Annotated in this window: 13 protein-coding genes; 5 read left to right on the top strand and 8 right to left on the bottom strand. The window is 53.3% G+C overall.

Going from position 1 to position 14722, the window contains the following annotated elements; all coding sequences use genetic code 11:
* Nucleotides 1–63 precede the first annotated feature (63 nt).
* Entirely contained in the window at nt 64–1026 is a 963-nt protein-coding gene (locus tag AC6I8B_RS20615) for an FAD:protein FMN transferase (protein WP_033786960.1), read from the top strand.
* Here AC6I8B_RS20615 and dcuR read toward each other — a convergent pair.
* On the bottom strand, nt 1020–1739 hold the full coding sequence (gene dcuR / locus AC6I8B_RS20610) for a two-component system response regulator DcuR (protein ID WP_009093030.1): 720 nt from the start codon (nt 1737–1739) through the stop codon (nt 1020–1022). The genes AC6I8B_RS20615 and dcuR overlap by 7 nt on opposite strands.
* A complete protein-coding gene (locus AC6I8B_RS20605) occupies nt 1736–3370 on the bottom strand; it encodes a sensor histidine kinase (RefSeq protein WP_029519181.1) in 1635 nt (544 codons plus the stop codon). The genes dcuR and AC6I8B_RS20605 overlap by 4 nt, the downstream gene beginning before the upstream one ends.
* A gap of 306 nt (nt 3371–3676) precedes the next feature.
* Here AC6I8B_RS20605 and mqo point away from each other — a divergent pair, with 306 nt between their 5' ends.
* Entirely contained in the window at nt 3677–5326 is a 1650-nt protein-coding gene (mqo, locus tag AC6I8B_RS20600; RefSeq protein WP_033760335.1) for a malate dehydrogenase (quinone), read from the top strand.
* Nucleotides 5327–5399: 73 nt separating this feature from the next.
* Here the strand turns inward: mqo and AC6I8B_RS20595 are convergent, their stop codons facing one another.
* Nucleotides 5400–5711: a VF530 family protein gene (locus AC6I8B_RS20595; RefSeq protein WP_033761066.1), complete on the bottom strand. Its 312-nt coding sequence runs from the start codon at nt 5709–5711 to the stop codon at nt 5400–5402.
* 207 nt (nt 5712–5918) lie between these two features.
* Between AC6I8B_RS20595 and AC6I8B_RS20590 the strand changes: the two genes are divergently transcribed.
* A complete protein-coding gene (locus tag AC6I8B_RS20590; protein WP_060679110.1) occupies nt 5919–7232 on the top strand; it encodes an MFS transporter in 1314 nt (437 codons plus the stop codon).
* A 276-nt stretch (nt 7233–7508) separates the two neighbouring features.
* On the opposite strand, the gene AC6I8B_RS20585 is transcribed toward AC6I8B_RS20590, so the two are convergent.
* The gene (locus AC6I8B_RS20585; RefSeq protein WP_254920067.1) at nt 7509–7643 is read right to left on the bottom strand and encodes a hypothetical protein; all 135 of its coding nucleotides are present in this window, start codon (nt 7641–7643) and stop codon (nt 7509–7511) included.
* 386 nt (nt 7644–8029) lie between these two features.
* Complete coding sequence (locus AC6I8B_RS20580) at nt 8030–9034, bottom strand: NAD(P)H-dependent flavin oxidoreductase (RefSeq protein WP_052271585.1); 1005 nt, start codon at nt 9032–9034, stop codon at nt 8030–8032.
* A 169-nt stretch (nt 9035–9203) separates the two neighbouring features.
* Here AC6I8B_RS20580 and AC6I8B_RS20575 point away from each other — a divergent pair, with 169 nt between their 5' ends.
* Nucleotides 9204–10079 carry a LysR family transcriptional regulator gene (locus tag AC6I8B_RS20575; protein WP_124890558.1) on the top strand — a complete coding sequence of 292 codons (876 nt, stop codon included), beginning with the start codon at nt 9204–9206 and terminating at the stop codon, nt 10077–10079.
* A 143-nt stretch (nt 10080–10222) separates the two neighbouring features.
* Here the strand turns inward: AC6I8B_RS20575 and AC6I8B_RS20570 are convergent, their stop codons facing one another.
* From AC6I8B_RS20570 to AC6I8B_RS20560, 3 genes are all read right to left on the bottom strand, one after another.
* A complete protein-coding gene (locus tag AC6I8B_RS20570; RefSeq protein ID WP_472954850.1) occupies nt 10223–11689 on the bottom strand; it encodes a pyridoxal phosphate-dependent decarboxylase family protein in 1467 nt (488 codons plus the stop codon).
* 14 nt (nt 11690–11703) lie between these two features.
* Entirely contained in the window at nt 11704–13089 is a 1386-nt protein-coding gene (locus tag AC6I8B_RS20565; protein ID WP_022624771.1) for a diaminobutyrate--2-oxoglutarate transaminase, read from the bottom strand.
* 472 nt (nt 13090–13561) lie between these two features.
* Nucleotides 13562–14035: a TetR family transcriptional regulator C-terminal domain-containing protein gene (locus tag AC6I8B_RS20560; protein ID WP_332837870.1), complete on the bottom strand. Its 474-nt coding sequence runs from the start codon at nt 14033–14035 to the stop codon at nt 13562–13564.
* A gap of 203 nt (nt 14036–14238) precedes the next feature.
* Here AC6I8B_RS20560 and AC6I8B_RS20555 point away from each other — a divergent pair, with 203 nt between their 5' ends.
* Nucleotides 14239–14721 carry a PAAR domain-containing protein gene (locus tag AC6I8B_RS20555; RefSeq protein WP_033768468.1) on the top strand — a complete coding sequence of 161 codons (483 nt, stop codon included), beginning with the start codon at nt 14239–14241 and terminating at the stop codon, nt 14719–14721.
* Nucleotide 14722: the final 1 nt, after the last annotated feature.

Below are 14722 nucleotides of genomic sequence, written 5' to 3'. Positions count from 1 at the left end.
GGGTCGTCTCCGGCATCCGCGCTCTGCGGATGCCGTTCTTTTCTCTTTAAAGCAGAGTCGCCTATGTTAACTGATGCGCGTGTCTATGCTTACTCCGCTGTCTTAATGGGTTCACCCATCCTGCTCAAACTCTTCGACGATAATCAGACCCTGGCCGGACAGGTCTTCCGCCTGATTAAACAGCAGGAGAATCTCTTCACGGTTAACCGCGCGGCGTCTGAGGTGATGGCGATTAATCACGCGGCAGGGCAGCATCCGGTGGTCGTGAGTCAGCCGGTGTTTGACCTGATCGCCTGCGCGCATGCGGTGAGCCTGCTGCCCGACAGCCTGTTTAATCTGGCTATTGGCCCGCTGGTGAAGTGCTGGAAAATCGGCTTTCAGGGCCACCGTGTTCCATCAGAGACAGAACTTCAGGCGCGCATGGCGCTGACGAATCCGCATGACGTTATTCTTGATGACGCAAGCCGCAGTGTCATGCTGGCCCGGCCGGGGATGGAGATCGACCTGGGCGCCATCGCCAAAGGCTATATCGCCGATGTTGTGCAGGCTTTTTTGCGCCAGCAGCAGGTCAGCAGTGCGCTGATTAATCTGGGTGGAAATGTGCAGACGGTGGGGGCGCCGCCAGAAGAGGCGGGCTGGGCAATCGGCCTGAAAAAACCGTTTGGTGAGGCCGATGAGCTGATCGGGGTGATCGGCGTGAATAATCGCTCGGTGGTGACATCCGGTATCTATGAGCGTTATTTCGAGCTGGATGGCGTCTGTTATCACCATATCCTCGACCCGCGTAGCGGTTATCCGCTGGATAACGACCTGCTGAGCGTCACCGTGATCTCTGACCGTTCACTGGATGGCGACATCTACACCACACTGCTTTACGGCCTCGGCGTTGAACAGGGCATTGCCTGCCTGGCAGAGCAACCGGGCATTGAAGCGATATTTGTGACCCGTGACAGGCAGGTGATCTGCTCGTCACAACGTCACTTTTCTTTTCAGTTACTGGACACCGATTACCGGCTGGTTCACTGACAATATTGTTTGAGTAAGGTGTGATACTCCGGCTGCAGGCGATAGCGATAAACCGGACGGCCCGTAACCCCATAATGAATGCTGGTGAACAGGATATTAATCTGCGCCAGCCAGATCAGGTACTTGCGGCAGGAGACGCGGGAGATATTCACCTCGGTTGCCAGTTCGTCGGTGGAGAACTCAGTACCCGGATGGGCGTCGATCCACAGACACAGGGTGCGCAGCGTCTGCGGTGTTAATCCTTTCGGCAGTCGCTTCTGCTCGCTGGCCCCCGGCGGATTGCCATGCAACAACTGATCAACGTCCGACTGCTGATAGAACTGATGATTATCCATCAGCGATTTTTTCTGTCGCCAGCCAGTCAGCGCCTCTTCAAAGCGGGCAAACTGGAAAGGCTTGATCAGATAATCCACCACACCGTAGTTGAGTGAGGTTTTGATGGTGGCGGCATCTGCTGCTGACGAGATAATAATCACGTCAACCGGACGTCCTGCGCTGCGCAGTTCCGGCAACAGGTCGAGACCGTTCTCCTGCTGCATATAGATATCCAGCAGGATCAGATCAACCTGAGGTTCGGCCTGCGCCAGCCGCTCTTTGGCCTGCTGTAAGGTTGAGGCGGTGCCGCAGCAGGTAAAGCCTGGGATCTGCCCGATATAACAGCGATTCAGCTCGGCTACCATGGCGTCATCATCGACAACTAACACATTGATCATTGGGTAATCATTCCTCTCTCCCACGGAAGTTGTACTAAGAATTGGGTGAATACACCCGGTTCCGACTCGACACTGACACTGCCGCCCAGGCTTTCGGTCTGCTGCTTAACCAGAAACAATCCGACACCGCGATCTTCGCCTTTTGACGAGACGCCACGCTCAAAAATGGCGCTGAGCTGCGTACCGTCGATCCCGGGTCCGTCATCACTCACTTCACAGGCTAACCAGCCATTCTGATAATGCAGCATGAGGTGGATCTCCCCTTCGGTTTCCGGGTCCAGCGCCTCAAGCGCATTTTCAATTAAATTGCCCAGCACCGTAATCAGTACCGCGCTCTGCTCCTCGCTGCCGCAGTCGGGCAGAAAACTCGCCTCATCGATAATCAGCTGATGGCCTTCATCGGTCACCCGGTTGATTTTGCTGAGCAGGAAACCCGCAATGATGGGCGATTTGATCTTTTGCAGCAGCGAACCAATCTCCGTCTGATAGGCGTTGGCGGTTTTCAGGATGTACTCTTCCATCTGCGCATAGTTTTTCATATGCAGCAGACCCAGAATGACATGCAGCTTGTTCATGAACTCATGGGACCGTTCACGTAACGCGTCTACATAGTTTACCATGCCGTCCAGACGCTGCATCAGCTGGCTGATCTCGGTCTTGTCCCTGAAGGTGGTTACCGCGCCGATAATGCGGTCACGACTGCGAACCGGCACGGTATTGCTGATCAGGATGCGATTACCCAGCGTCAGCTCCTGATCGTGCCAGGCTTTGCCCGCATGCAGCGCATCCTGCTGATGGCGGTGCATTACGCTCTCTTCAGCAATCAGATCGCCGCTTAATGGCATCTTGCGGGTGGTCTCATGCAGTAGCTGCTGTGCCGCGTGGTTAATCAGGCTGACGCGTGACTCATCATCTACCGCAATCACACCCTCCTTAATAGAATTGAGGATCGCCTGACGCTGCTCGAACAGGCTGGAGATTTCATGCGGCTCCAGCCCGAGCAATATGCTCTTCAGGCGTCTGACCAGAATAAGAATCCCCAGCAGACCCACCAGGCCGCCAAATAAGACAGTCCAGACGATGTTCCAGCGGCTTTTGGCAATCTGCGCCGCCACATCATTTAGTGCGATGCCGATCGCCACCACGCCAATCTGCTGATGCTCTGCGTTATAGACCGGGGTAAATACCCGCAGTGCCTCTACCAGCACGCCGTGATTTACCGCCACATTTTCCCGCCCGCTGAGGGCCGGATAGATATCGTTGCCGACAAAATGTTTGCCAATCACCGCCGCGTTCGGGTGTGAAAAGCGAATGCCACGCATATCCGTCACCACCACAAACAGCAGGCCGTTGCGTTTGCGCGCGGCTTCAGCCAGTGGCTGAATCTGGCTGCTGCCGTCCGGTAACAGTAACCCACGCTGCACTTCAGGGCTGTCTGCCAGAGTGCGTGCCACTGCCATCGCCTTATCTTTAAGATGCGACTGAGCAAAGTTATCGATCTGCACAAAATAGAGCAGATGGACAGCGAGCAGCACGGTGACGATAACCGCGGTCATCATCAGGGTGGTCAGGGTACTGAGTTTCATGGGTCGTTTAGTCACGGCATGTCGGTTCTGTGGTTGGCTTGTCATTGGCGTTCAGCACGGGTGGGAGATCGCCCGGAAACATACGCTAACTGACCGCATCAGTACAGTTTTAGCGGTCTGCGCGCGGGCAATCGCCGGAGAACAATATTTGTGTTAGGGGATTGTATAATTCAAAGGACACCCTTAATGTGTGGTTAAAATATGTGAGCAATTCGGTAAGCCTTTTGTAATTAAATTAAGGCTAAATTGCTATTTTTAATTTTATAACTATTTTCACATTAACTCACAAATAACATTATTTTAAACTTTAAGGACTTTTTTTAACCAGTACCGTCTGAGCTGTAGATTAAAATGATGAATTCAAAGAAAGTTATCCCCACTCTTTCCCTCGCGGCCTTGTTAGTTTCTTCAGCACTGCATGCTGAAACTTCACCAGAAAAAACCGACGTCCTGTTAATTGGTGGTGGCATCATGAGCGCCTCAATGGGCACCATGCTGGAAGAGCTGCAGCCTGGGTGGAAACAGATCATGGTTGAGAAGCTGGATGGTGTGGCACTGGAATCCTCTAACGGCTGGAACAACGCCGGTACCGGTCACTCTGCCAATATGGAGCTGAACTATACGCCTGAGCGTAAAGACGGCTCGATCGACGTGACGAAAGCGCTGGAAATCAACGAAGCCTTCATGGTTTCACGCCAGTTCTGGAGTTCGCAGGTCAAAGAGGGTGTGATGCACGATCCGCGCTCTTTCATCAACTCAACGCCACACATGAGCTTCGTCTGGGGCGACAACGTCGACTTCCTGACTAAACGCTATGCGGCGTTACAGAAAACCGCGCTGTTCCAGGGCATGAAGTTCTCTACCGATCACAAGCAGATCGAGCAGTGGGCACCGCTGGTGATGGAAGGTCGTGATCCCCAGCAGAAAGTGGCCGCAACCTGGACGCCAGTTGGCACCGACGTAAACTACGGTGAAATTACCCGTCAGCTAATCGGCAGCCTGAAGAAGAATGACAACTTCCGTCTGGAAACCTCGTCTGAAGTCACCGATTTCAAACGTAACGGTGATAACTCGTGGCACGTCACCATTAAAGATGCCAAAAACGGCAACGAGCGTGCAGTTGACGCGAAATATGTCTTTATTGGTGCTGGCGGCGGCGCGCTGAAATTACTGCAGAAAACCGGCATTCCGGAAGCGGAAAACTATGCAGGCTTCCCGGTCGGCGGTTCATTCCTGGTAACCGAAAACAAGGCGATTGCCGATCGTCACCTGGCGAAAGTCTACGGTCAGGCGTCTACCGGTGCACCACCGATGTCCGTTCCGCATCTGGATACCCGTTATCTGGATGGCAAACGCGTCGTGCTGTTTGGACCGTTCGCGACCTTCTCAACCAAGTTCCTGAAAAATGGTTCACTGTTTGACCTGCTGAGCACCACCACTACTCATAACATCGTGCCAATGACCGACGTGGGTATGGATAACTTCGACCTGGTGAAATACCTGGTTGGCCAGGTGATGCTGACAGAAGAAGATCGCTTCGAAGCGCTGAAAGAGTACTACCCGGACGCGAAGAAAGAGGACTGGAAACTGATTCAGGCCGGTCAGCGCGTACAGATCATCAAGAAAGATGCTGACAAAGGTGGCGTGCTGAAACTGGGTACAGAAATTGTGACCGATCAGCAGAAAACCGTGGCGGCACTGCTGGGTGCTTCTCCTGGTGCATCGACCGCTGCGCCTATCGCGTTAAGCGTGATGCAGAAACTGTTCCCGGAAGAGTTTAAGTCAGCGGAATGGCAGGCAAAAATCCACAAGATGATCCCAGGCTACGGTCAGAAACTGAATGACAACGTGCCGATGCTCCAGCAGGTATGGAATGACACCGCTGCGACTCTGCAGCTGACCACACCGCCGGTTATCAACATGGATGGCAAAGCAGCCGAGGCGCCAGCAGCACAGCCTGAGCAGGCAGCGCCTTCAGCGAAGCACGACATGGCGCTGTAACAGCGACCTGACGTAAAAAAAGCCCGCACAGGTTATCCTGCGCGGGCTTTTTTATTGCCGCGTTGTCTGCCCGTTACTCCGGCTGGTTACCGCGCCAGTTGCCCCAGGGATCTTCTGCGGGTGCTTGATCCGCCTCTTCAGACGGTGCTTCGCGGGAGGCCGGTTTCTCTTTTAACGAGGCGAGATAAAGCGCTTCGACTTCAGCCCGCGCCCAGGGCGTGCGCCGCAAAAACTTCAGGCTTGATTTAACACTCGGATCGCTTTTAAAGCAGTTAATGTTGATCCGTTTTCCCAGCTCCGCCCAGCCATACTGCGCGACTAAACTGTTTATCTGCATCTCCAGCGTTACGCCATGCAGAGGATCTTTTGAGGTTTGTGCGTTCATCATCTATCCGCCTGATTCATTCAATGCCGCACATCCTGACAATCGTAAAGCCGTTGTGCAAGGCGTGAAGGTGAAAAAGGGCATGCCGTGGCGCGTTAAGCGCAGATTTATGTGTCTGAGTTAACGTGACAGGCAGAAGAGTGCGCAGGCGTGCGGCGATTGTGCTAATCATAAGCGACTGATGATGCTCAAAAAGGATCCCCTGCCATGTCTGTGCCCGTCGATAATCTGCTCAGCTCCGCCAGCCGTAAACGTGCTCTGATTGCCGGTTCGGTAGGTAATTTCATTGAATGGTATGAGTTTGCCGTCTATGGCTTTCTTGCCACCGTGATAGCGCAGAACTTTTTCCGGCTGGAAGGGGAGTCAGCGCTGACCGGGCTTCTGCTGACCTATGCGTCATTTGCCATCGCCTTTTTCTTCCGTCCACTCGGAGCAATCATTTTCGGCCGGATGGGTGATCGCATCGGGCGCAAACCCACGCTGATTTTTGTGTTAATCATGATGACGCTGGCGACGGCGGCTATCGGCCTGGTGCCCACCTATGCCCATCTGGGCATCCTGGCGCCGCTGATCGTGACCGGTCTGCGTATTCTGCAGGGCCTGTTCGCGGGGGGTGAGTATGGCGGGGCGGTATCGTTGATGACCGAGTTTGCACCGCGCGGTAAGCGGGGCCTTTATGGGGCGTGGCAATCTTTTACTGTGGCGCTGGGATTACTGGCTGGCGCGGGCATCGTAGCGCTGCTCTCACTGCTGCTGTCGCCGGAGCAGATGCTGAGCTGGGGCTGGCGCATCCCGTTCTTCATTGCCCTGCCGCTGGGTGTCATCGCGCTCTGGCTGCGGGTTCAGATGGAGGAGACCCCGGCGTTTATTCAGCAGCAGGCAAAACCCGTTGTAAAAGTTGACGCCAGCCTTGGCGATACGCTGAAAACGATCCTGCTCGGTATCTGTCGGCTGATGGTCTGGTCGGCGGCCGGTTACACCTGGCTGGTGATTATGCCGACGTACCTGCAGGCATCGCTGCACACCGGTTTTAACCAGGCGTTGCTGATTGCGGTGATATCGAACCTGGGCTTTGCTGCCACCATCATCCCGGCCGGCATGCTGAGTGACAGGATTGGCCGCCGTGCGGTGATGGTGACGGCGGCGGTATTGCTGCTGGTGCTCTCTCTGCCGCTGCTTAACATACTTCAGGCAGAGAGCACCGGGCTGCTGCTGAAAGCGCTGGTGGTGTTTATCGCGGGCGGAGTAGTCGGGTTGCTGGCCGGACCGGGGCCTGCAATGCTGGCAGAGATGTTCCCGACGCGGGTGCGTTATACCGGACTGGGTCTGGCCTATTCGCTTTCTAACGCCGTGTTTTCTGGCTGTGCCGGATTGATCATCACCGGGTTGATTAAACAGACCGGTAATCCCGATATCCCCGCCTGGTATGTGATGGCGACTGCGCTGGTCAGTATTGTTGCGTTGATGACCCTGAACAAAGATGATCATCTGCGGCTACTGGATGAGCCACCGTCGCGCTAAGTGTCGGTAAGCGAGCTGAGCGGGAAATTCAGGCTGCTGAAGTGCCATGCAGCCTTCTTTGGCAGGTCTGCCGGGAAGGGCAACAAACAAGCCTGCTTATCAGAAATGCAGCTGTAATATCACTGGCGTAACGTGCCGCTCTGTTCAGGCCGATGTAACAGGGTTTTATTCCGTAAGCGATTCAGCCGGATCAACGTCACTGACCTTCTCGCGTCATCAACACCGCCAACAGGTCTGAAGCCTAAGAGGATGCTGGAGAGAAGGATTCAGACAAGGTCATTCACTTTGCGATGATGGCAAACTGAAAACCTGATCACGGCAATTAACTTTATGAGCATGGTTGTCGGCAATAATGATGACAGCAGCCATAATCATACCGAGAAGAATGATAACTATTTTACGCAGGAGCATAAGCGTTAATTCCTGTGAAATTAAACTATTCTTATCTGTAATATGTTATTCACTTTTATCAGTGACTTAACGTGAGTGTTGATTAATTATGGCTGAAGTAAAATCTTTATATATTGATCGCGATGCGGTTTTCCAGACTCTGCTGAAATAAAGGCGTCATGCAAATTATAAAATAAACGAAATCTAAATGAGGGAATAAAAGCTGTTAATTTATCTTGTGTCTGTTTGACTGAAAAGGGTTGAACCTGTATGGCTTCAGGCTGTGAAGAGGAAAAGCTGAATAACGGCCCACAGTTGAACACTGCGGGCAGCACGCTGGACCCGGTCGGGACTCATCCGACAACCGGATCCCGCTGGTGGCGGTCACATCACTAACTTTAAACAGATTACAGACTGAGAACGGTGTCGTCAGATTTCTGTTTCTCCGGCTGAGTGATGAAATCTTGTGCCAGATCGGCGACGATGGCTGCAACGGTTCGCACCGATTTGATCATCGAGATGCCGGTGCCTGTCGAAACAACACCTTTGTCAAGATTGCCCAGTCGCATCGCCTGCCATAAAGAGTGGTAGCCATTCATTGCAGTGAACAGGGTTTCACGGTCAGCGCCGTGCGCATCAAGTTCTGCCAGCCTGGGGCTGAGCGGTGTTGGCAATGTCCGGTAATAAGCGGGCAGGGTGCGGAAAAGTAGCAAATCTTCTGCGCTCGATGAAACAATCAGCTGCTTAACCTTCTCATCCGCCGGGTTCTCCTGCGCGGTTAAAAACAGGCTGCCTATCCAGACGCCTTCTGCACCTAACGCCATGGCTGCACGCACGCCACGCACATCCCCAATGCCGCCTGCCGCCAGCACCGGAATTTTCACACTGTCAGCGATCATAGGCACGATGCTGAACGTTCCGATAATGCGTGATGGCACGGTGCCGCCTTCATCAAATCCGGTGGCGACAATGATATCGGCGCCAAGCTTTTCAGCCTGCTGAGAATTCGCTACGTCAGGCGTCAGCGCACGATAAAGGATTTTGATGCGATGTTGTTTCAGAAAATCGAATATTTCGGCATCAAGCACTTCATTAACTAAAACGACATCTACCTTCTCTTCAACAAACATTTCAGCGGTGGGCCGCCAGAAACTCATATCCGGCCCATTGATCAGGGTTGCCCCAAAAGGTTTATCGGTCAGCTGTTTGGTTTTTCTGATTTGCTCACGCATGCGCTCCAGCGCCATGAAACGAGAGTCTGGCAATGTATCCTGCCCGGCGTTGGGGCCAATTATGCCTAATCCGCCTGCGTTTGATACTGCGGCAACAAACGTTGCATTGGTCAGAAAGTACATGGGTGCCTGAATAATGGGATAGCGAATATTCAGAATTTCTGTCACACGGTTTTTCATCGCTTTTTCCTTATCCGGATACGGTGTAGCCAGACTTATTCGTTAAAATAAGAATTTTTTTACAGGCCGTTTTATTTTTATTCTCTTAGCCAAAACAGGGAGTTTAATAGTTGAAAATAAGAAGTAAATGGTCAGAATTGGGTACATGTTTGCCAGATATGGAAAGATAATGGATCTCAACGCGACAAAACTCTTTATTGCAGTCGTTCAGGCAGGCAGCTTTTCAGCGGCAAGCGAGAGAACAGCTATCCCCATCTCTACGCTGGTGCGGAAAGTGAACGAGCTGGAGCGGGCACTGGGTGTACAGTTGCTGGAGCGATCAAAGAAAGGGGTCAGGCCGACCTATAAAGGACAACAGTTCTTTGAGCAATCGCGACCTGGCCTTGAATTGCTGGAAGAGGCCACCAAAACGGTCAGGTCTGCGCACAAACTGGCGGGCAAGCTGCGAATATCGGTGCCGCCTGACTTCACCATCTGGTGGGAATTGCTGCATGCGTTTCAGCAACGCTATCCTGATATCAAAGTGTTTTGCCACTCAGGGGAAAGAGTGGTGGATCTGTTTGAAGATGGCATTGACGTGGCACTCAGGCTGGGCGAGTTGCATACCGAAGATGTGATTGCCAAACCGGTTATGAATGTCGAGGCATGGTTTGTTGCCACGCCTGAACTGGCTGAACGCTTTGGACATCCGCAGACGCTGGCGGCGCTGGCGACGTGTCCGATAGCCAGCTGGGAAGGGCTTAACAGTGGTTCCTTTGAGTGGGTATCCGGAGACGAGAAGGTAAAATTTGAGCCGTTTTTTTCCTCGAACAACACGCAGGGCCTGCGCCATTACGCACTGAGCGGTGCCGGAGTATCGCTGTTGTTTGATTTTTTAGTGAAACCTGATGTGGAGAGCGGGAAGCTGGTGCGGTTGTTGTCCGATTATCCGACTCACTCGATGCCTTTACATCTGGTCTATGTCCGGCACAAACATCCTTCAGCCATCACACTCGCGTATCTGGATTTTTGTGCTGAATGGGTAAGTCAATACAAGATCGGCTAGGGGCTACACAAAAGGGGCAGAGGCGGAGGTGTCCGGCAAACCAGCGCACAGGCGCTGTGGCCTCACCGATGAATGAAAGGGATAAACACAGAAAAAGAAAAGGCGCCCTGAGGCGCCTCTGATAGTGACCCTGACGCCACTATTTACACCAGCTGCTGTGCCGTGGTTTCCACCAATGTCAGCAACACTTTGATATCTTCCAGCGTCACTGTCGGATTCAGCAGGGTCATCTTCAGGCAGGTCACGCCATCGAACTCGGTCACACCAACGTTGGCGCGGCCCGATTCAAGCAGGGCATCACCGATACGCTGATTCAGCAACGCAATATCCGCACTGCTGAGGTGCGCCAGATGCGCCGGACGATAGCGGAACAGCACGCTGGCCAGCTGCGGTTTCATCACCAGCTCCAGCGCAGGCTGCTCATCAACGTACTGTGCAACCTGCTGTGCCAGTGTCACACCGTGATCGATGATTTCGGCATACTGTTTCTGACCCAGCGCTTCCAGACCCATCCACAGTTTCAGTGCATCAAAACGGCGGGTGGTCTGAAGGGATTTGGATACCAGATTCGGCACACCCTGCGCTTCATCAAACTCAGAGTTCAGATAGGCCGCCTGGTAGCGCATCAGCTCATAGTGGCGCGCTTCCTTCAGCAGGAAAGCACCACAGCTGATGGTCTGGAAGAACTGCTTGTGGAAGTCCAGGGTAATGGAATCGACCAGCTCAATGCCATCCAGATAGTCACGATACTTTTCTGAGAGCAGCAGCGCGCCGCCCCAGGCCGCATCGACGTGCACCCAGATGTTCTCTTCGGCCGCCAGCGCCGCGATTTCGCGCAGGGGATCGATCGCACCGGCATCGGTAGTACCCGCCGTGGCAACAATCGCCAGAATGTTTTCACCGTTGGCTTTGGAGGCTGCCAGCTTGTGGCGCAGGTCATCCATATCCATGCGGGCAAAGCGATCGCATTTCACCTGCGTCACGGATTGATAGCCCAGACCCAGCAGCGCCATGTTCTTCTGAACCGAGAAGTGCGCATTCTCTGAACAGAAGACTTTAATCTTCTTCAGATCGCCGGTTAAACCATCCTGCTGAACAGAATGACCCTGGCGGGCAAACCAGGCGTCACGCGCCAGCATCAGACCCATCAGGTTGCTCTGGGTGCCGCCGCTGGTGAAGACACCCGCGTCGCCGGGCTGATAACCGACCTGGGTACGCAGCCACTCAATCAGCTTCATCTCAATCAGGGTGGCTGAAGGTGCCTGGTCCCACGAATCCATACTCTGGTTGGTAGCGTTAATCAGCACTTCCGCCGCCTGGCTGATAACCAGGCTCGGGCAGTGCAGATGCGCCACACACTGCGGGTGATGAACCGACAGGCTGTCTTTGAGGAAGTACTCAATGGCGCGTTCAATAGCTGCCTGGTTGCCCAGGCCCTGAGGATTGAAGTCCAGCTTAATGCGCTCGCGCAGCTCTGCGACGGTTTTTCCCTGATACATCTCAGGTTGTTCCAGCCACTTCACGACGGCCGCGCTACTCTGGGCAATCGCCTGCTGGTAGGCCTCGGTACTTTGTGCTGAGGCCGCCAGAATCGGGTTTAACCGGGACATTGCATTCACTCCACTCAAACTGGTTTCACGCCAGCTGACAGCAGGGCGTTTTCAAATTTATCCATAAACACGTCCAGTTCTGCATCTGTGATCAGCAGGGAAGGCAGCAGACGTAATACGCTGCCGTGACGTCCGCCACGCTCCAGAATCAGGCCGTTCTCAAAACATTTTTTCTGTACCAGCGCGGAGAGCTCGCCGTCTGCCGGGAAGCTGCCCATGTGATCAGCGGCTTCGTCAGGTTTCACCAGCTCAATGCCGATCATCAGACCCAGACCACGCACGTTGCCGATTACCGGGTAGCGCTGCTGCAGCTCGCCCAGTTTGCCTTTCAGCCATTCGCCCTGTGCAGCGACTTTGTCAGCGATGTTGTTATCTTTCAGCAGTTTCAGCGTAGTCAGGCCGGTCGCCATTGCGAGCTGGTTGCCACGGAAGGTGCCGGTGTGGTGGCCAGGAGACCAGGCGTCGAACTCTTTCTTAATGCCCAGTACCGCCAGTGGCAGACCGCCGCCGACCGCTTTTGACATCACGATGATGTCCGGCTCAATACCGGCGTGCTCAAAGGCGAAGAATTTACCGGTACGGGCAATGCCCGCCTGCACTTCGTCGATGATCAGCAGAATGCCATGCTCTTTGGTCACTTTACGGATGCGCTGCAGCCACTCAGCCGGAGCCGGGTTAACACCGCCTTCGCCCTGAACCGCTTCCAGAATGACGGCTGCCGGTTTGCGAACGCCGCTCTCAACGTCGTTGATCAGGTTTTCGAAGTAGTAGGTCAGCGCTTTCACGCCCGCTTCACCGCCAATGCCCAGCGGGCAGCGGTAGAGGTGCGGATAAGGCATGAACTGCACTTCCGGCATCAAGCCGTCGACCGCTTCTTTCGGTGACAGGTTGCCGGTAACAGACAGCGCGCCGTGGGTCATGCCGTGATACGCACCAGAGAAGCTGATGATGCCGGAACGACCGGTGTGTTTTTTCGCCAGTTTCAGCGCCGCTTCAACGGCATCCGCGCCCGACGGGCCGGTAAACTGCAGGCAGTACTCTTTGCCCTGGCCCGGTAATAACGAGAGCAGGTACTCAGAGAACGCATCTTTTAACGGCGTGGTTAAATCAAGAGTATGTAACGGCAAGCCGCTGGTAATGACATTTTGAATGCTCTGCAGAACGTCTGGATGGTTATGACCCAATGCCAGCGTTCCGGCACCTGCAAGACAGTCGAGATACTGATTATTCTCGACGTCTGTGATCCAGACACCCTGTGCTTTCGCAATCGCGAACGGCAATTTGCGAGGATAACTTCGAACGTTTGATTCAAATTCAGCCTGACGGGCTAAATAGGTTTCATTGGTTGCGTTTAAGTTCTGTGCATTCAAACTATCAATACGGACTTTATCCGTCATCATATCTCTCCTACAACCGGGACGGGCGTAGCGTCGCAGTTGAATAAATGTATTTAAATTGGGGTATGTGTTTTAAGCGCGGCCAATATAGGTGTTTTTAAGGTCCGACTCAATGTTTAATTTTATCGGCAGATAACAGATTCTTTGCTATAGGAATCAATCGTTTGGTGAGTTTGTGAACGTATACATTATTGCCGCTTCGCTAGTCCGTTGTTAATAAGTGGCGTAAAAACACCAGCTTACCCGGCGCGGAGCGTGCTAAGTCAATGATAATAATCTGTGTAAATAGCTGTTTCCGGGGCAAAACGCTATCAAAAAGGGGCCTTTTCAGATGGAAAAAGCATAAGTCAGTTTGACTGAAGAAGCTGCATTTATAGCGGGTTAAAAGCGCAGACTAATTAAAATAATAAACCTTTTATTAACATTTAATTAAAATCTGGCGTTGTTAAAGCCTTTATAACGCGTCAGATCCACGTTACGACAGGAGATGATCAATAAACTGCGTTAAGTCAGCCATCCCTTCGCTTGCCTTTTTCTCCGACGGATTGATGGTCAGCAAATCGGCATAGCCGTTAAGCATCGCACTGATTTGCCGGGCGGTACGCGGTATATCGGCACAACGCAGCGTTCCATCTGTGACGCCGTCACGAATTATCTCCTCCACCAGCGCCTGCCACGCTGCCGTCATTTGTTCTGTCAGCGCGGCATAGGCTTCGTGATGCGCAGCCATCTGCCAGAATGAAGCATAAAGTTGCCAGGTTGCATCCGGTGCGCTCGGCAGATGACTTTCGAACAGATTAAGCAGCCACTGCTTTGTTAAGGATGCTGACTCTGTAGAGAGCTGAAGCAGCCGCCGGACAGGCCAGCGGCAACAAATGGGAGGAATACACAGCCATTGCCGGACTAGAAGCCATCGCTGCGTCAGGGGCGGGTTAATAATCCAGTTCACATAGCGAAAATGCCCTAAAGCTTTATCAGACGGGACATAGCCCGGCTTATATTCTTTAAATGACTAATGTCTCGTGCTGTATTGATTGTGCTCAATTTATATCCATCATTCCTGTGTAAACCTGCAGTATCTCATTATGGGAGATGCCTGCCGTCGCATAGCTTTTGCTGACGCGTTTATCACAGGAAAAAAAGGGATTTGACATGGAACCGCAATATACCAACGTACTGACCCCGGAATTAGCTACCTTACTGGCGCGTCCGCCATTTTCGACGGAGAAAAAGGCCGGGATGCCTGAAGGTGCCCGTCAGACAGTTGAAGAGCAGGAGGCATTTCTGCTTGAACATCCGGTGGTGGCGATTTACCGGATCGCGGTTGACGGGGCGCTGACACACCGCGGCGGGGTGGTACGTGCAGCCTGGAACGGCTCTGAAATAGCGCCTGAGGACGGACAGAAGGTCAGCGTTGCGCTGGAAGGTGATGAGGTGGTTTATCCTGACGGCACCACCGCCCGGATTGTCACCGGCAGCGGTGCGAAATTCCAGAAAGGCGGTAAAAGTATCGCGCTGGTCGGCAGCCGGCTGAGTAACGGTGATGTGATTATCAGCACCCCGCAGGCGGGATGTACGCTGAATGAGCTGAAAGGTCTGCCGATGGATGCTGATTTTTTACCGGCAGAGGGCTGAG

The sequence above is a fragment of the Pantoea sp. X-Soil-ISGK-285 genome, from assembly GCF_059730815.1.
This window is presented reverse-complemented; position numbering and strand designations above follow the sequence as displayed.

Bases quoted from the DNA above. Each gene is read 5' to 3' on its own strand.
- AC6I8B_RS20615 (WP_033786960.1), top strand. From the start codon at position 64: ATGTTAACTGATGCGCGTGTCTATGCTTACTCCGCTGTCTTAATGGGT.
- dcuR (WP_009093030.1), bottom strand. From the start codon at position 1,739: ATGATCAATGTGTTAGTTGTCGATGATGACGCCATGGTAGCCGAGCTG.
- AC6I8B_RS20605 (WP_029519181.1), bottom strand. From the start codon at position 3,370: ATGACAAGCCAACCACAGAACCGACATGCCGTGACTAAACGACCCATG.
- mqo (WP_033760335.1), top strand. From the start codon at position 3,677: ATGATGAATTCAAAGAAAGTTATCCCCACTCTTTCCCTCGCGGCCTTG.
- AC6I8B_RS20595 (WP_033761066.1), bottom strand. From the start codon at position 5,711: ATGAACGCACAAACCTCAAAAGATCCTCTGCATGGCGTAACGCTGGAG.
- AC6I8B_RS20590 (WP_060679110.1), top strand. From the start codon at position 5,919: ATGTCTGTGCCCGTCGATAATCTGCTCAGCTCCGCCAGCCGTAAACGT.
- AC6I8B_RS20585 (WP_254920067.1), bottom strand. From the start codon at position 7,643: ATGCTCCTGCGTAAAATAGTTATCATTCTTCTCGGTATGATTATGGCT.
- AC6I8B_RS20580 (WP_052271585.1), bottom strand. From the start codon at position 9,034: ATGAAAAACCGTGTGACAGAAATTCTGAATATTCGCTATCCCATTATT.
- AC6I8B_RS20575 (WP_124890558.1), top strand. From the start codon at position 9,204: ATGGATCTCAACGCGACAAAACTCTTTATTGCAGTCGTTCAGGCAGGC.
- AC6I8B_RS20570 (WP_472954850.1), bottom strand. From the start codon at position 11,689: ATGTCCCGGTTAAACCCGATTCTGGCGGCCTCAGCACAAAGTACCGAG.
- AC6I8B_RS20565 (WP_022624771.1), bottom strand. From the start codon at position 13,089: ATGATGACGGATAAAGTCCGTATTGATAGTTTGAATGCACAGAACTTA.
- AC6I8B_RS20555 (WP_033768468.1), top strand. From the start codon at position 14,239: ATGGAACCGCAATATACCAACGTACTGACCCCGGAATTAGCTACCTTA.